The sequence below is a fragment of the Frigoribacterium sp. PhB107 genome (genome assembly GCF_003751515.1).
GTDB lineage: Bacteria > Actinomycetota > Actinomycetes > Actinomycetales > Microbacteriaceae > Frigoribacterium.
Map to the genome: position 1 here is coordinate 583,901 of NZ_RJKU01000002.1, position 16,384 is coordinate 600,284.

A 16,384-nucleotide genomic window follows, 5' to 3' on the forward strand; every position below is an offset into this window, starting at 1 on the left:
CACCAAGACCAACCCAATGAACAGCCAAATAGGAGCGAGCCGTGAGCGACCGCATTCGTAAGAGCATCGTCACCCCCTATGACAACCCGGAGCGCACCCGCGACAGAATTGCTTTTCCCCTACTGCGGCGGGCATACGTTGAAGGGTTGGCGGATGGATGGGACGACGGCAAGGCCAGCAGCCCAAATGAGATCGAAAACCCCTATCGAGGCAATACCCATGACGATCCAGGCGCGAGCCCTGGTATGTAAGGGTCCGTAAGAGTCGGGCTTGGGCATGTCGGGATGATGAGTCGGTCTGACCGCGGTGCCCCTGTTAATTGGTCGTCCGGACCATGTGGAACAACGCGACCGATGAGGCGTTGCGGTGAATTTTACAGAAGGCCTGGCTCCCAATCCCTGGCGCTTTACCTCGCGCTGTCGGCTCTCCGTCTGCCCGTGCAAAACTGTCCAGCGTGCCAGCGAAGCAAGACAAACCCGCATGGGTGGCTCCGGTTGTCGACGGTGACAGGGCAGTGTTGGCGGCGGGACGTAGGTTGCTCGGCGTCGGAGTGAACGGGCCAGGAAACGCAGCCAAACGTGCGTGGGCAAAGCCGTCCTCGACGCACCCGCACGCGCACCCTCCGACTCAAGGCACACGGATTCTGGGTGGTGCAGGTCGAGCCAGGCCCACCCCTCGGCTGGGTCATCTCGAGGTCGGTCGGGAACGGGCCGTGGTGCCACTGCTACGCCTACTGCCGAGACCAGGAAGGCAAGCGGCCGTGGCTGCGCGAATTCGCGACCGAACAGTGCTTTGGCGTGGATGCTCCAGCGCGAGCCGAGACTTCGAGCCCTGGTTGCTCGCTTTTCTCCCAAACCCGAATGAGGAGGCTGCCATCTCGATGGCAGCCTCCTCATTCGTTTGGAACTTGATGAGGATGCGTTTAGCGGATCGTCACGCCCGAGTCGAACTCGACGACCTCAATGCGCCGGAGGAAGGCTGACGCACAGGCGTGGGCGGTAGGGCTTATCAACAGTTGCGCCATCTACGCCCGTTGCGGGAGTTGGTTGGTCACTTGCCCGGATTCGCTGTTGTGCGGCTGCTCAGGGTGACTCTAGGTAGGTGCGTGTGACGTCATGCCGGAAAGCGGGTCCGTGTCGTGTGCGAGCCGGCCGCATGCGAGTTCTTGCTGGCAGCGCGGTTAAATGTTGGATCAGCGTCCCGTGCCCCGTTGTGGCCTGTATCGCGACTACGCGTTCTCATGGGAGGCTTCCTTGAGTCATGCTCAAAAGATGGGCATGGCATCGAGGTGCATAACTAGCTCGACGGGGAGAACATGCAACTGCAAGAAGTATCGATTTACGGCTTTCGGTCCATCGAAAAGCTTGAGGGGCTTTCTGTCGGTTCTCCGACAGTTTTGGCGGGCCAGAACGACGCCGGCAAGTCAGCAGTTATCGAGGCAGTAATGATGCTTTTAGGGGGATACCAGATAGTTGCTGCTGACGTGACATACGCAGCAATTACTGAGGAAGGTGACCCTCTCGATCAAGCCGATTTGTCCCGGGTGGATCAGACAGTCGTTGTTGGTCGGTTCGCCCTGCGTGACGCTGAGCAAGAACAATTCGGGGTGACAACGCTGTCGCTCCGCCGCATATCAAAGGGCGGGGCTAGCGCAGTTCTCGAAGTTCTGCGTTCAGCTCCGGAGAACAAACTGCTTCGTGATTATGGCGATCTAAATGTTTCGCAGCTCAAGGACCGTCTTAGTAATTTGGAATTGTCAGTAGACGGGCTAAAAGCGGAACTGACAGCCCGGTTGGACGAGGCTGCGGCTCTCGCGCCGCAAACTGAGCTTTGGGTCAAGGCGGAGGCATCCCTCGAGAAAGCGCTCCCCAGGGGTGAGCGCTTTGACGCGGCCAGCGCCATCAGTGCAGAAGATGCAATCAGATCGACGCTTCTCACGGCCTACAAGGCGCACATCGGGGCCGACGATCTACGGGGAAGTGTCCGCGGCATCGAAGAAGGACTCGAGAAAAAGCTCGTTGGCGACGTCGAGAAGATTCGCAAGCACATCATGGCGAAAGTACAGGACATCGGACGGGTGCAGATTCGTCCAACCGTTAGTTTTACGAGCGCTTCCGGCCTTAAAGGCACCGAAATAACGGTGACAAACCGCGCCGGGGAAGATATAGGACTTAATGCCTCCGGCGCAGGCCGGGCAAGGCGAATTGCCCTGGCAGTCTGGGAGTACAACTCGCTACTCCTTGAGCAAACGGGTGAAGACGTTGTTCTTCTCTACGATGAGCCTGACACGCATCTCGATTATGGTCACCAACGGGAACTCATGCATCTTATCCATGAGCAGACCAAGAAAGATAACGTCACCGTCGTCATCGCATCTCACTCCATGCACCTCATCGATGGCACCGACATAGGTGACGTTGTGCACGTGAAGCACGAGGGCAACCGGACGCAGATAGAAACGTTGGCAGACGAAACTCAGGTGGGATCCCACCTTGGTGCCATTGCCGCCAGCGTTGGGCTCCGTAACACGGTTCTCCTTCACGAACGCCTTTTTGTAGGCGTGGAGGGCGACTCGGAAGCTCGTGCCCTGCCGGTGCTTTTCAAGCTCGCTACAGGATTACACCTTGAATCGTGCGGGATAGCGCTCTGGCCCTGCGGCAACAACGAGGGCGCGCTTCGCTTTGCGTCATTCCTTGTCAAGCATGGCCGAGACGTGGCGTTCTTGGTTGACCGCGATTCCCTGACGCAGGCGAAGCACATCTTTCGCCGCGACAAGCTCCTAGCCGAGGGATTGAACCCTGACGCAAATTGCTTGTTCGTCGGCGAACCTGCCGAAATCGAGGACCTATTCACGGACGCCCAATGGTGCGAGGCCGCCAATTCCTTATGGCCCCGAGACGGAGAACAGGAAACCGTAGACACCTGGAGCGACGAAGACTTTGCTCAACACCGATCCGGCAAATTTAGCTCGGCCGTGCTCGACATGCTTGGCGTGGGATCCTCAGTCGGGCCCGGTGGCAAGCCAGAAATGCTTCAACAGCTCGCACTCACGCTTCGTTCAGTTGATGAAGTGCCGATGGAATTGCGATCTCATTTCCAGACCCTGATCAACAGGGCGCGCTAAGACGGCGGCGGAGCATCCTCGCCTTACGTTGTGCATCAGTCGGTGGTGACCAGGTGTGACTGCCGACTGACGCCGTGTAAGACACGCCGTGAGCCGTGTTTTCCCTCCCGCACCAACGGCAAGCGTTTGGCGAAGGGGCCGATGAGTGTCGGATAAGTAGACGCTTGTGTGCCGTATGCATGTCACTGCCTCCTTGATTGAGGTGCTTAGCCCACCACGAGCCTCCGACATCGCTACCTGTTGCGCGCGGGCCCAGGAGCACCACCGACGTCGGAATGCCTCGTCTCGTCCCGATGGATGGACTCGAACCATTGACCGGCAGATTGTGAGACTGCTTCTTTGTCCGCTGAGCCACATCGGGTTGGACTTATACGACGGTCCGCCCGAGGCTTTTGCCTTCTGGCGGACCGGTTGCTTAGCGCAAGTACGCCACCTGTTCGGACATGCCGTCTACTAGGGGACTGCGGTGTGTTGGATGCTCTGAATGCGTAGCCGTTTCGCCCGCCAAGTGCAGGCAGCTCGTCGGTGTGGACGTACGCGGTGCCCGCATGGGTAAGGGTTCTGAGCCCGTCCGTGATGTACCTGTCGATGGTCCTGACGTTCACGTCGAGCTCGAGGATGGACCGTCGATTCTTCCACCATTCGACTTTGGGTTCGGGGTGCTCTTCGCGGAGTTCGTGCATGAGCTCTCTGACGCGGCCGTCCTTGGGGCAGGTGGCCGCATCTTCGGTGTACTCGCAGTGGGAGCGACGCAGTTCAAAGTCGGTTGCACTTTCTCCAGTCCATGTGGCTCCGTAGGCGAATTGGTCGCGCACGGGGCATGGCCGGCCGATGTCTCCGCGGGGCGCCCGTGTGTCATCGGGTACCGGCCCCGCACCTTCCAGGTCATCTCGGCGATGTCCTCGAGGTAGACGAGTGCAGTGTGGTCCTAAGCGATGAGGTCGTGTCGGGCGAGAAGCCAGAGACTTAGCTGCTTCGTGAGTGCTGCAGCGCCGTCCCGTGTGGTGGTGGAGCGGAAGCCGGCGGGTTCGCCCGTCTTGCTTCGGTGCACCTGCGCGATCAACGGTGCGGGGGTCTTGAGGGTGGCTGCCCAGTAGTCCACGCACTCGAGCAGCCTGGCGAAGGGGTGACGTGCCGTGTAACGAACTCGTTTTTCCGTCCATGCTCGGAAAGCTCAGTGACACCTTGAACACCAAGGTGGATTAGCGGGCGAACCGTGACCGGCTCGGTTACCCGGGGCTCAGTTCTCAGGCCTTCCGCAAGACGGTGGCTACGGCCCTCGATGTCTCCGGGTTGTCGGCTCGGGCGATCGCTGAATACCTAGGCCACAAGCGCCCATCCGTGACTCAGGACGTCTACATGTCGCGCCGGGCTGGTGGTGACGAGTCCGCCGAGAAGCTGACCCAAATGTTCGGGGTTTCTTCGGACTTCGTCTCGGCCACCTAGTCGAAACCCTTGCAGCGAGTGGGCCCCGTGGGGCTCGAACCCACGACCCGCGGATTAAAAGTCCGATGCTCTGCCAACTGAGCTAGAGGCCCTCGGTGTTCGAGGATACGTGATCGCGGGCGTCCTCGCGGGCCGGCAGCGCGCCTCCTTCGCGGCTGTCAGCGTCGATGAGCGTCGGCGGGCGGCGACGCCCGACCCACACGCCGCTGTCGGTGCACGCGCGTATCGTCGAGGCGATGCCCAGAGACTTCCACCGCCCGACCCAGTTCCCCAGCGCCGCCTTCGAGGCGTTCCAGGGAGGCGACGACCCGGCGACCGTGAACCGGATCGCACACGAGTCGGCGGCTGCCCTCGTCGCCCGGGTCAAGCACGACCCGCAGCCCGAGATCCTCGACCGGCTCGTCTCGTTCAGCGACGAGCACGGCATCGACGTCGTCGCCGAGTTGTGGGCCCGCGCCGCACCGCACACCCTGCCCGGGGCCCTGTGGCGCATCTACCTCGTGCGCGCCGTCATCCGCCAGGCGCCCGAGGAAGTCACCTACCTCTTCGACCGCGGCGTCGAGACGTCGACCACCATCGATCCGATCGTCGCCGGGGCGCCGACGCCCGCGACGCCGGCCGAGGTGCTCGCGCTGGCCGACCTCCTCCTCCGCGGGGTCTTCGACGGCGACTTCGCGGTCGCGCTCGAGCGCGGTGCGGCGTTCTGCCGGCTCGCCTCGGCAGGCGCCACGACCGTCGCCGACGAGCAGGACTCGATCGGCTCCGACCTCGCCTCGACGCTGACCCGACGCGCGCTCCGCCTCTCGGAGCTCGGAGTCGACCTCACTGCCTGCGCCGCGCTCTGGCGCGACGGCAGCCTCGACTGACGCTCCGTGTTCGCACCGGGCGAACGCCCGAGCCAGGCCCGGCGACGACGGTTACACTCGATCACTGTCGGGCCGTAGAAACCCCGGGCTCCAAATTTAGCCGCTTCGAGCGGCCTCGCGCCGAGAGGCGTTCCTGCGGCTCGACACCCTCTTCCTCTCGCCGAGCGTGACCATCCCGCTCGGCTGACCCGGGGTCCGTCCCCGTCCTCCATCCGGGGCCCTCGGTCGAGTGGTCCGACGTGGTTCCCCCCGACGTGATGACCGACCGTTCGTGACCACTCGGCCAGAGGCCCGCCGAGGCCCCGCCAGGCGTTCCGTGCACCCGAGGCAAACTCGCCCAAACCAGCAGCCCCCCGGTGCCGAACCATGAGCGTGAGGGATCGAGAGATCCTCCGCTGACTTCCCGCCGCCCTGACTGGCGGGACGACGCGGTCGTTCCCTCCGCTCGGCCCGGGCCTGAACGCCATCCCAGACGGTCACCGGGCGGGGGGAGCGACTCACACCAGCAAGAACGAGCAGGAACAAGCCCGACCAGCAAGAACTGCACCACGAACGACCAGCACGAACCCGTCACGATCCTGTGACGGTCAACCCGACACGAGCGGATCGAGGTGAACCCTGACATGCTGAAGCTCGTGACCCATGACATCGAGACTCCCCAGGACGAGGCGCGTGCGTCGACTCCTGACGAGCTCCTCCTGAGGGTCGCCCAGGCCGATCGAGTGGCCTTCGCCGAGCTGTACGACCAGACCGCACCCCGTGTGATGGGCCTGATCAAGCGCCTCCTGAAGGACCACTCGCAGTCCGAGGAAGTCACCCAAGAGGTCTTCCTCGAGATCTGGCAGAACGCCGCTCGCTTCGACACCACCCGGGGCAGTGCCTCGAGCTGGATGTTGACGATGGCCCACCGCCGGGCCGTCGACCGCGTCCGCGCCTCTCAGGCCGGCCGCGACCGAGACCTCAAGATCGGCGTCCGCGACCTGGAGCCCGGCTACGACTCGGTCACCGAGTCGGTCGAGATCCGGATCGAGCACGAACGCGTCGAGCGTGCACTGGGACGACTCACGGAGCTCCAGAGCCAGGCCGTCAGGCTGGCGTACTACGGCGGCTACAGCCACAGCGAAGTGGCCGCGATGCTGGGGGTGCCGATCGGCACCGTCAAGACGAGACTGCGCGACGGCATGATCCGCCTGCGCGACGAGATGGGAGTGGCATCGTGACCTACCGCGACGACTCCACCACCGGGGGCAACCCGCCCCACGACTCGCTCGAGGCGATGTCGGGCGCCTACGCGCTCGACGCCCTGAGCGACGACGAACGACACGACTTCGAGACTCTGCTGGAGGAGTCCGAGAGCACCAGAAGGGAAGTGACCGAATTGAGAGAGACCGCATTGCTGCTCGCCCATGCGGCACCGCCCGTGATGCCTTCGGCCGCCCTCCGCGCGAGCATCATGGACGCCATCGTCGGGCTGCCTCAGCTGCCCGCCCAGACCACCTCCGACTCTGCCTCGCAGACGCCGGCAGCGACCCAGGTCGCAGGAGGCGCGGGTGACGACCACGAGATCGCCCGCCCCGGCCGCCACGCCGTCCCCGAGATGGAGCCGAGCGAGTCCGAGACCGCTGCCCGCGTGCTCGAGCCCACCGGCGCGGCTCGTGCCCGCTGGTTCACCCGGCCCGTCGCGATGCTCGGCGTCGCCGCGGCAGCCGCCGCGCTCTTCTTCGGAGGAGGCGCGCTGTTGTCCGAGGTCACCGGCCCGAGCCAGCAGCAGGAGGCCACCGCCTCCTCGATCGACGAGATCTACGCGGCAGGCGACTTCCAGCGGACCGTCGCCGACGTCAGTACCGGCGGCACGGCGACGCTGGTCTGGTCGAACGAGCTCAAGCGCTCGGCGGTCGTCCTCGACGGCCTCACGTCGCTGCCCGGCGACCAGACGTACGAGCTCTGGTACATCGGCGCCGACGGTGCCGTCCCCGCCGGCACGTTCGACACGGACACCGACTCGACGGTCACGAAGGTGCTCAAGGGCGAGATGACCCCCGGTGCCACCATCGGCCTGACGATCGAGCCCGCCGGCGGCTCCGAGCAGCCGACGAGCGACCCGATCATGGCCGTGCAGAGCGCCTAGCAGCGACTGCTCGACCCGGTCGGGCCCCGCGAGGGCGCGATCCGGCCACACGACGAAGGAGGCAGCCCACCAGCAGGTGGGCCGCCTCCTTCGCGTCGTGCCGGGCCGACGACGACCCGTGGGCCGCACACGACCGTCGGCCGTGCACAGCCTCCGGGCTCAGCCGAAGCGGCCGGAGACGTAGTCCTCGGTCGCCTGGACGCTGGGCTTCGAGAACATCGTGGCGGTGTCGTCGTACTCGATGAGCTTGCCGGGCTTGCCGGTGCCCGCGATGTTGAAGAAGGCCGTCTTGTCGCTGACGCGGCTGGCCTGCTGCATGTTGTGGGTCACGATGACGATCGTGTACTGCTGCTTGAGCTCCTCGATGAGGTCCTCGATGGCGAGCGTCGAGATCGGGTCGAGGGCCGAGCAGGGCTCGTCCATCAGGATCACGTCGGGGGAGACGGCGACGGCGCGTGCGATGCAGAGGCGCTGCTGCTGGCCACCCGAGAGGCCCGAGCCGGGCTTGTCCAGGCGGTCCTTGACCTCGTTCCAGAGGTTGGCGCCCTGCAGCGAGCTCTCGACCAGGTCGTCCTGCTCGCCCTTGCCCATGCGGCGGTTGTTGAGCTTCACGCCGGCGAGCACGTTGTCGCGGATGCTCATGGTGGGGAACGGGTTCGGGCGCTGGAACACCATGCCGACCTGACGGCGCACGAGCACCGGGTCGACGCCGGGGCTGTACAGGTCATTGCCGTCGATCAGCACCTCGCCGTCGACGTACGCCCCGGGGATGACCTCGTGCATGCGGTTCAGCGTGCGGAGGAACGTCGACTTGCCGCAGCCGGACGGGCCGATGAAGGCCGTGACCGTGCGCGGCTCGATGGTGATGTTGACGTCCTCGACGGCCTTGAACTTGCTGTAGTAGACGTTGAGGTCCTTGACCTCGATGCGCTTGGACATTCAGGTTCCTTCGGTGAGGTGCGGCGTCGTACGGGGACGCAGGGGGAAGAGAGGGGGAGGCGCGTGGCCGTCAGCGGCCGAGCTTGGGGGCGAAGAGGCGCGCGATGAGGCGGGCCAGCAGGTTCAGCGCCATGACGATGAGGATCAGCGTCAGGGCCGAGGTCCACGCCCGGTCGATGTAGGCGGCCGCGTCGGTGCCCTGGCTCACGTACGAGCTGTAGGCGAAGACCGGCAGCGACTGCATGCGGCCGTCGAACAGGTCGTAGTTCATGCTCGCGGTGAAGCCGGCGGTGATCAGCAGCGGGGCCGTCTCGCCGATGACGCGGGCGATCGAGAGCATGACGCCGGTGGTGATGCCCGCGATGGAGGTGGGGAGCACGACCTTGAGGATCGTCAGCCACTTCGGCACGCCGAGCGCGTAGGCGGCCTCGCGCAGCTCGTTCGGGACGAGCTTGAGCATCTCCTCGGTGCTGCGGACGACGACGGGGATCATCAGCACGGCCAGGGCCACGGAGCCGGCGGCGCCCATGCGGACGCCCTCGCCGAAGAAGATCACGAACAGGGCGTAGGCGAACAGGCCGGCGACGATCGACGGGATGCCCGTCATGACGTCGACGAAGAACGTGATCGCGCGGGCCAGGCGGCCACGGCCGTACTCGACGAGGTAGATGGCCGTGAGCAGGCCGATCGGCACCGAGATCACGGCGGCGAGGGCGGTGATCAGCAGGGTGCCGGTGAGGGCGTGGAGACCGCCGCCGCCCGCGCCGACCACGTTGCGCATCGACATGGCGAAGAAGTCGCCGTCGAAGCGCGCGGCGCCGCTCGTCACCACGGTGAAGAGGACGGAGACGAGCGGGATCAGGGCGAGGATGAACGCGGCGCTGACCAGGGTCGTGACGACGCGGTCCTTGGCGCGGCGGATGCCCTCGACCTGCATCGAGATGACGAAGACGAGCGCGGCGTAGAGGATCGTGCCGAGCACGATCGCAGCGACCCAGTTGAACGTCTCCGTGACGCCGCCGGCCTGCAGGAGGCCGAAGACGACGAGCATGATCGCCCAGCTGCCGGCGAGGATGACCAGGGGCGAGGCCTTGGGCAGGCGTCCCGTGGTGAGGGTGTTGACTGTGCGGCTGGCCGTGCGGGGACGGTCCTGGGTGGTCGTGGCCATCAGTTCGCTCCGGAGAAGGCCTTGCGGCGGTTGATGACGATGCGGGCGATCGAGTTGACGACCAGCGTGATGACGAACAGGACGAGTCCGGTCGCGATCAGGGTGTTGATGCCGATGTCGTGCGCCTCGGGGAACCTCAGGGCGATGTTCGCGGCGATGGTCGACGAGTTCGTCGAGGTGAGGATCGCCGGGTTGATCACGAGCGCCGGCGAGAGGACGAGCGCGACGGCCATGGTCTCGCCGAGGGCCCGGCCGAGGCCGAGCATCGAGGCCGAGATGATGCCGGGGCGGCCGAAGGGCAGGACCGCCACCTGGATCATCTCCCAGCGGGTCGCCCCCAGCGCGAGGGCCGCCTCCTCGTGCAGGGTCGGCGTCTGCAGGAACACCTCGCGGCTCAGCGCGGTGATGATCGGGAGGATCATCACGGCGAGCACGATGGAGGCGGTGAGCAGCGTGCGGCCGGTGCCCGACACGGGACCGGCGAACAGCGGGAACCAGCCGAGGTGGTCGGCCATCCACGCGTAGACGGGCTGCACGGCGGGGGCGAGGACGATGCTGCCCCACAGGCCGAAGACGACCGACGGCACGGCGGCCAGCAGGTCGATGACGTAGCCGAGGCCCGCGGCGAGGCGGCGGGGCGCGTAGTGCGAGATGAAGAGAGCGATGCCGATGGCGACGGGGAGGGCCATGACGAGCGCGAGCGCGGCGGCGTAGACCGTGCCGAAGGCGAGCGGGCCGACGTACTGCCAGAACGAGTCGGGGAAGCCGGACAGCGAGATGTCGGCCGGGTCGGCGATCACGGCGGGGATGCTCTGCGCGACCAGGAAGATCGCGACGGCGGCGAGGATGGCGAGGATCAGGCCGCCGGCGACGACGGTGCTGCCCGAGAAGATCCGGTCTGCGGGGCGACGCGGCGCACGAGGTGCTCTGACCTTCGTGGCGGTCGATGCGGGGGCGGTCATCGGACGAGGTCCTCCGGGTGGGTGCTCGGTGTGCGGGCGGTGCTCGGGTGGCGGTGCGGTTCTGCCGATGGTGCTGATCGTACGGGTGCCCCTGTCAGGGCGACGGCCCGGGACCGCACGGCGTGCGGTCCCGGGCCCGGTGTGGCGGGTGCTACTTGATGAGCGCGATCGCGTCGGCGACCTGGCCCGAGAGGGTGCTCGAGATGGGAGCCGAGCCGGCGGCGTCGGCCGCGACCTGCTGGCCCTCGTCGCTGGAGACGTACTCGAAGTACGACTTCACGAGCTCGCCCTGGGCGGCGTCCTCGTACGACTCGCAGCCGATGAGGTAGCTGACGAGGACGAGGGGGTAGACGCCGTCGGCGGTCGAGGTGCGGTCGAGCTCGATGGCGATGTCGCCCTCGCTGCGGCCTTCCTCTTCAGGGGACTCGTCGACGATGGCGGCGGCGGCCTCGGCCGAGTACTCGACGAACTCCTCGCCGACCTTGATCTTCGCGACGCCCAGGTCGCCGGCGCGCGAGGCGTCCGCGTAGCCGATGGTGCCGGTGCCGTTGGTCACCGCGTCGATGACGCCCGAGGTGCCGGAGGCGCCCTCGCCGCCCTCGAGGGGCCAGACGCCGTCGGGCTCCGACGACCAGACGTCGGGGCTGTTGGCGTTCAGGTACTCGGTGAAGTTCTCGGTGGTGCCCGAGTCGTCCGAGCGGTGCACGGCCGTGATGGGCGTGCTGGGCAGGTCGGCGTCGGGGTTGTCGGCCTTGATCTCGGCCGCGTCCCAGGTGGTGATCGCGCCGCTGAAGATGCCGGCGATGGTGGCGGGGGAGAGGTTGAGCTCGTCGACGCCGTCGAGGTTGAAGACGACCGCGATGGGCGAGACGTAGACGGGCAGCTCGACGATGCCGGTGTCGGGGGTGCAGCCCGCGAAGGTGCTCGACGAGATCTCGTCGGTCTTGAACGCGCGGTCCGAGCCGGCGAAGGCCGCGGCGCCGGAGATGAAGCTCTCACGGCCGCCGCCGGAGCCCTGCGGGTCGTAGTTGACGGTCACGTCGGGGTTGGCGGTCTGGAAGCCGGCGACCCAGGCCTCCTGGGCTGCCTGCTGCGACGAGGCGCCGATGCCGGCGATCGTGCCGGAGAGGTCGGAGGAGGCGCCCTCGGTCGAGGTGCCGGAGCCGCCCTCGTTGGAGGCGCAGGACGCGAGGAGCATGGTGCCGACCGCGGCGATCGCCACGATGCTGCCGGTGCGCTTGAAGTTCACAGGGGTTCCTTTTCGGGATGTAGTGCTGTGGGGTGCTGGGGGGCCGGTGCTGGCCCGTTGCGAGACGCTACGTCGGGCGGTTAACCACGGTCGTCTGCGATGGTGAACGGGAGGTTAACGCGGGGGGAACATCGGCCGGGCGTGCCCGCAGGCACGGTGCCGCAGGGCCAGGATCACCCGCCGAGCCCACCCGTCGCGCCGACACGGCCCGACACGGCTCGCGCCCCGGGGCAGTGCCACGGGGCGCGATGGTCGAACGGTCGGCGGTCGGCCTCAGAGCACGGGGCCGTGCGTCTCGACGGCGACGAGCGCGGCATCGGAGCACGACACGTGCAACACGGTGTACTCGCCGGGGCTCAGCGAGGAGGCGCGGCGCAGGTCGAGCCGGTGGCCCCCGACCGTCCCCGCGGCGATCTGGCGCACGATCTCGGGCAGCACCGGGGCGTGCGTGCAGAACACGGCCGGCACCCGCTTCTTCAGGCGCTTCGCGACGACGCCGGTCACGTCGTCGTCGTGGCGGTCGAACGCGTCCTGGCTGATCGAGTCGCTCTGCTTGACCCCGACGCGCGTCAGCGCCGAGACCGGCTCGAGCGTCGCGAGGCAGCGGGCGGCCGTGCTGCTGATCAGCCGCTGCGGGGCCCACGCGGCGATGCCGGGTGCGATCGACTTCGCCTGGCGGCGGCCCTGGGGCAGCAGGGGTCGGGTGGCGTCCGAGCCGCTCCAGTCGCCGGGGGACGTCGTCTTCGCGTGCCGCAGGGCCACGAGGGCGAAGGTGCGGGCGGCGCCCGAGGCGACGCGGTCGGCGAACCGGTCGAGCACCTCCGCGTCCCGTTCGTAGGTCAGCTTGGCGCGCGCCTTCTCGATCGAGACCCACTCGATCGCGGCGACCTCGCTGTTGGGCGTGAAGCGACCGGCCTCGGCGAACGCCTCGTCGGTGACCTCGGCCGCCCAGTAGTGCACGATCTTGTCCCGACCGCCGGGCATGACGTACTCGGCGGTGCCGAGCGGGGCCCCGAGGGCGACGCGGTAGCCCGTCTCCTCCCGGATCTCGCGGACGGCCGTCTGCGGCGTCGACTCGCCGGGGTCGACCTTGCCCTTGGGCAGCGAGACGTCGCCGTGGTGCTCGCGGTGGATGAGCAGCACGCGCGCCTTGCCGTCGACGAGGCGGAAGCAGACCGCGCCGGCGGCGACGATCGTCGTGGGGGCGACCGTGCTCACCGGCTGGCCCGGCGGCGCTGCGTGATCTGCTTCATCAGCACGTTCTGCATGTCGGCGAGCGGCGCGTCCGACGCGTCACGCGCGTGGCGCGTCCAGGTGCCGTCGCTCTCGAGCCACCACGACGCCGTCTCGTCGGACATCGCACGGTCGAAGAGCTCGGAGACCTGGTCGAGGTGGTCCTGTTGCGTGAGGCGCACGAGCGCCTCGATGCGGCGGTCGAGGTTGCGGTGCATCATGTCGGCGCTGCCGATGAAGACCTGGGGGTCGCCGTCGTTCGCGAACCAGAACAGGCGCGAGTGCTCCAGGTAGCGGCCGAGCACCGACCGCACGCGGATCGTGTCGCTGAGGCCCGGCTGGCCCGGCTTGATGGTGCAGATGCCCCGCACCCAGACGTCGACGGGCACGCCGGCCTGGCTGGCCTTGTAGAGCGCGTCGATGATCTGCTCGTCGACGATCGAGTTGATCTTGATCTTGATGCCCGAGGGGCGACCGGCCTGCGCGGCCTCGATCTCGCCCTGGATCTGCTTGAGCAGCCCGCGGCGCAGGTAGCGCGGCGCGACGAGGAGGCGCTTGAACTTCTTCTCGATCGCGTAGCCCGACAGCTCGTTGAACAGGCGCGTCAGGTCTTTGCCGACCTGGTCGTCGGCGGTGAAGAGGCCCATGTCCTCGTAGATGCGGCTCGTCTTCGGGTTGTAGTTGCCCGTGCCGATGTGCGTGTAGTGCCGCAGCCGGCCCTTCTCCTGGCGGATCACGAGCGCGAGCTTGCAGTGGGTCTTGAGCCCGACCAGGCCGTAGACGACGTGCACGCCGGCCTTCTCGAGCTTCCGTGCCCAGGTGATGTTGTTCTGCTCGTCGAAGCGCGCCTTGACCTCCACGAGGGCGAGCACCTGCTTGCCCGACTCGGCGGCGTCGATGAGAGCCTCGATGATGGGGCTGTCGCCGCTCGTGCGGTAGAGCGTCTGCTTGATGGCGAGGACGTTGGGGTCGGCCGCCGCTTGCTCGAGGAACGCCTGCACGCTCGTCGCGAACGACTCGTACGGGTGGTGCACGAGGATGTCCTGCCGGGCGATGCTGGCGAACATGTCGGGCTTCATGTTCGGCTCGGTCGGCTGCAGCTGCAGCGCCGTCTGGGGCAGGTGCTTCGGGTACTTCAGGTCGGAGCGCGGCATCTTCGTGATCTCGAAGAGGCCGGCGAGGTCGAGGGGGGCCGGCAGCCGGTAGACCTCTTGGTCGGTGACGTCGAGTTCGCGGACGAGCAGCTCGAGCGTGACCGGGTCCATGTCGTCGGTGATCTCGAGGCGGATGGGCGGGCCGAAGCGCCGACGCAGCAGCTCGCGTTCGAGCGCCTGGATCAGGTTCTCCGACTCGTCCTCGTCGACCTCGACGTCCTCGTTGCGGGTGACGCGGAACACGTGGTGCTCGACGACCTCCATGCCCGGGAACAGGTCTTGCAGGTGATTGGCGATCAGGTCTTCCAGGGGGATGAACCGTACGCGCCCGCTGTCGTTGTCGGGCAGCTGCACGAAGCGCGGCAGCATCTGCGGCACCTTGAGGCGCGCGAACTCCTGGCGCATCGTCTTCGGGTTGCGGACGCGCACCGAGAGGTTGAGCGACAGGCCCGAGATGTAGGGGAACGGGTGCGCAGGGTCGACGGCGAGGGGCATCAGCACGGGGAAGATCTGCTCGGTGAAGATCTCGCGCATCCGGACGCGGTCGGCCTCCTCGAGGTCGGACCACTTCTCGATGTGGATGCCCGCGTCGTCGAGGTCGGGCTTGACCAGGTCGAGGAACGCCCGGGCGTGCCTCTCCTGCAGGTCGTGCGCCTTGGCGTTGATGTCGGCGAGCACCTCGTTCGGGCCGCGGCCGACGTTCGTCGGCACCGCGAGCCCGGTGGCGATGCGCCGCTTCAGGCCGGCGACGCGGACCATGAAGAACTCGTCGAGGTTGCTCGCGAAGATCGCGAGGAAGTTCGCGCGCTCGAGCAACGGCGTCGTCGGGTCCTCGGCGAGCTCGAGCACGCGCTGGTTGAACGCCAGCCAGCTGAGCTCTCGGTCGAGGTACCGCTCGGCGGGGAGCGTGCCGTCCTCGAAGCTGACGATCTCGTCGAAGTCGTCGAGGAAATCGGGGGTGACGCCGGCGCCGTCGACGCGTGGTTCGCTGTCCATCGCACCATCGTGCCACCCCTGGTGGCCGCCGACGTCCCCGCCACGTGAACGGCTGGTGACGAGGCCCGGCCCGGCGGCTGTGGAGGAGGCACGAAGGCAGCGCGTACGAAGCACGGAAGGGGCGCGACGGAGGCGCCTCAGGCGGTCGCGAGGGCCTCGCCGACCGGTGCGCGCCTCCTGCGCCCGCCCGCCAGCACGAGGGCGGAGCCGGCGCCGCTGAGCACGAACCCCGCGAGGGTCCACGCCGTGAGCGGCTCGCCGAGCAGCAGGGCGCCGGACGCCGCGGTGGTCGGCGCGACCAGGAACAGCAGCGCGTTCAGGGCGGTCACGCCCAGCCGGCGCAGCAGCCACCAGTAGAGCCCGTACGCGGCGAGCGTCGGCACCAGCGCCGACAGCACGGTGGCGACCCAGAACGAGAACGACGGAGGCGGCACGAGCGTCCCGGTCGCGGCCGCGAGCACCACGAGCGCCGCGGCCGTCACGCTCACGTGCACCGTCAGCGTCGTGAGCACCGGCAGCTCTGCCGCACCGCGTCGCTCGACGAGCGTGCCGGCGATCAAGCTCGCCATGGCCAGTGCCGGGAACGCCCAGGCCCAGGCCGGCGCGTCCGAGTCGCCGAGCTGCGACCCGACGACGAGCACGACGCCGACCGCACCGACGCCGAGCCCGGCCCACTGCGCGCCGCGCACCCGCAGCCCGAGCAGCGGGCCGACGAGGGTGGCGACGACGAGCGGCTGCACCGCGTCGACCAGGGCCGTGCTGCCGGTCGCCACCCCGGCGCCGACCGCCGCGTAGACGAAGACGACGTAGCCGAACTGCGCGAGCAGCCCGATCACGGCCTGTCGCCGCAGCTCGACGACGGGGACCCCGCGCAGTCGTCCGCGGGCGGCGGCGGCCGCGACGAGCAGCACCGCGAGCGGCAGGAACCGCCAGAGCAGCAGCGTCGTCGCGGGCGCGTCGACGGTCGCGACGGCCGCGATCGTGAAGCCCGAGCTCCAGGCGAGGACGAACGCGGCGGCGGCGAGCACCGTGACGACGCCCGGCACGCGGCCCGACCGACCGTTCGCGCGGTCGGCGAGTACACCGATCTGTTTAGTCATGCCGCTGACTATACAGGTT

13 protein-coding genes and 2 tRNA genes are annotated in these 16,384 nt (G+C 67.5%); 5 read left to right on the forward strand and 10 right to left on the reverse strand.

The annotated features are described in order from the left end of the window. Positions 1 to 41: 41 nt before the first annotated feature. Complete coding sequence (locus tag EDF18_RS16160) at positions 42 to 251, forward strand: hypothetical protein (protein ID WP_148050087.1); 210 nt, start codon at positions 42 to 44, stop codon at positions 249 to 251. 1,064 nt (positions 252 to 1,315) lie between these two features. Beyond that, positions 1,316 to 3,124 carry an ATP-dependent endonuclease gene (locus EDF18_RS10950; RefSeq protein ID WP_123547831.1) on the forward strand — a complete coding sequence of 603 codons (1,809 nt, stop codon included), beginning with the start codon at positions 1,316 to 1,318 and terminating at the stop codon, positions 3,122 to 3,124. 288 nt (positions 3,125 to 3,412) lie between these two features. Here the strand turns inward: EDF18_RS10950 and EDF18_RS10960 are convergent. From EDF18_RS10960 to EDF18_RS10970, 3 genes are all read right to left on the reverse strand, one after another. Beyond that, positions 3,413 to 3,485 (reverse strand) — tRNA-Val (locus EDF18_RS10960). 567 nt (positions 3,486 to 4,052) lie between these two features. After that, positions 4,053 to 4,226: a hypothetical protein gene (locus EDF18_RS16350; RefSeq protein ID WP_158614664.1), complete on the reverse strand. Its 174-nt coding sequence runs from the start codon at positions 4,224 to 4,226 to the stop codon at positions 4,053 to 4,055. A 363-nt stretch (positions 4,227 to 4,589) separates the two neighbouring features. Next, positions 4,590 to 4,662 (reverse strand) — tRNA-Lys (locus EDF18_RS10970). A gap of 144 nt (positions 4,663 to 4,806) precedes the next feature. Here EDF18_RS10970 and EDF18_RS10975 point away from each other — a divergent pair. The 3 genes from EDF18_RS10975 (at position 4,807) to EDF18_RS10985 (ending at position 7,564) form a co-directional block, all read left to right on the forward strand. Further along, a complete protein-coding gene (locus tag EDF18_RS10975; RefSeq protein ID WP_123547833.1) occupies positions 4,807 to 5,436 on the forward strand; it encodes a DNA-directed RNA polymerase subunit beta in 630 nt (209 codons plus the stop codon). Between the two features lie 623 nt (positions 5,437 to 6,059). Further along, positions 6,060 to 6,656 carry an ECF RNA polymerase sigma factor SigK gene (sigK, locus tag EDF18_RS10980; RefSeq protein WP_123547834.1) on the forward strand — a complete coding sequence of 199 codons (597 nt, stop codon included), beginning with the start codon at positions 6,060 to 6,062 and terminating at the stop codon, positions 6,654 to 6,656. After that, positions 6,653 to 7,564 carry an anti-sigma factor domain-containing protein gene (locus tag EDF18_RS10985; protein WP_123547835.1) on the forward strand — a complete coding sequence of 304 codons (912 nt, stop codon included), beginning with the start codon at positions 6,653 to 6,655 and terminating at the stop codon, positions 7,562 to 7,564. The genes sigK and EDF18_RS10985 overlap by 4 nt, the downstream gene beginning before the upstream one ends. 159 nt (positions 7,565 to 7,723) lie before the next feature. Here the strand turns inward: EDF18_RS10985 and pstB are convergent, their stop codons facing one another. From pstB to EDF18_RS11020, 7 genes are all read right to left on the reverse strand, one after another. After that, complete coding sequence (pstB, locus tag EDF18_RS10990; protein WP_123547836.1) at positions 7,724 to 8,503, reverse strand: phosphate ABC transporter ATP-binding protein PstB; 780 nt, start codon at positions 8,501 to 8,503, stop codon at positions 7,724 to 7,726. A 70-nt stretch (positions 8,504 to 8,573) separates the two neighbouring features. Then, positions 8,574 to 9,671, reverse strand: coding sequence for a phosphate ABC transporter permease PstA (gene pstA / locus EDF18_RS10995; protein WP_123547837.1), 1,098 nt, complete (start codon positions 9,669 to 9,671; stop codon positions 8,574 to 8,576). Beyond that, entirely contained in the window at positions 9,671 to 10,633 is a 963-nt protein-coding gene (gene pstC / locus EDF18_RS11000) for a phosphate ABC transporter permease subunit PstC (RefSeq protein WP_123547838.1), read from the reverse strand. Before pstC ends, pstA begins: the two co-directional genes overlap by 1 nt. A gap of 151 nt (positions 10,634 to 10,784) precedes the next feature. After that, a complete protein-coding gene (locus EDF18_RS11005; protein ID WP_369878301.1) occupies positions 10,785 to 11,882 on the reverse strand; it encodes a phosphate ABC transporter substrate-binding protein PstS in 1,098 nt (365 codons plus the stop codon). Between the two features lie 273 nt (positions 11,883 to 12,155). Beyond that, positions 12,156 to 13,100 (reverse strand): NUDIX hydrolase, encoded by a 945-nt coding sequence (locus EDF18_RS11010; protein ID WP_123547839.1) that lies wholly within the window; start codon positions 13,098 to 13,100, stop codon positions 12,156 to 12,158. Beyond that, positions 13,097 to 15,265 (reverse strand): RNA degradosome polyphosphate kinase, encoded by a 2,169-nt coding sequence (locus EDF18_RS11015; RefSeq protein WP_123547840.1) that lies wholly within the window; start codon positions 15,263 to 15,265, stop codon positions 13,097 to 13,099. The genes EDF18_RS11010 and EDF18_RS11015 overlap by 4 nt, the downstream gene beginning before the upstream one ends. A gap of 137 nt (positions 15,266 to 15,402) precedes the next feature. Next, entirely contained in the window at positions 15,403 to 16,365 is a 963-nt protein-coding gene (locus EDF18_RS11020; protein WP_123547841.1) for a DMT family transporter, read from the reverse strand. Positions 16,366 to 16,384 lie beyond the last annotated feature (19 nt).

Excerpts from the sequence above, each read along its gene's own strand:
- EDF18_RS10950 (WP_123547831.1), top strand. The coding sequence starts at position 1,316 with ATGCAACTGCAAGAAGTATCGATTTACGGCTTTCGGTCCATCGAAAAG.
- EDF18_RS10975 (WP_123547833.1), top strand. The coding sequence starts at position 4,807 with ATGCCCAGAGACTTCCACCGCCCGACCCAGTTCCCCAGCGCCGCCTTC.
- sigK (WP_123547834.1), top strand. The coding sequence starts at position 6,060 with ATGCTGAAGCTCGTGACCCATGACATCGAGACTCCCCAGGACGAGGCG.
- pstB (WP_123547836.1), bottom strand. The coding sequence starts at position 8,503 with ATGTCCAAGCGCATCGAGGTCAAGGACCTCAACGTCTACTACAGCAAG.
- pstA (WP_123547837.1), bottom strand. The coding sequence starts at position 9,671 with ATGGCCACGACCACCCAGGACCGTCCCCGCACGGCCAGCCGCACAGTC.
- pstC (WP_123547838.1), bottom strand. The coding sequence starts at position 10,633 with ATGACCGCCCCCGCATCGACCGCCACGAAGGTCAGAGCACCTCGTGCG.
- EDF18_RS11015 (WP_123547840.1), bottom strand. The coding sequence starts at position 15,265 with ATGGACAGCGAACCACGCGTCGACGGCGCCGGCGTCACCCCCGATTTC.
- EDF18_RS11020 (WP_123547841.1), bottom strand. The coding sequence starts at position 16,365 with ATGACTAAACAGATCGGTGTACTCGCCGACCGCGCGAACGGTCGGTCG.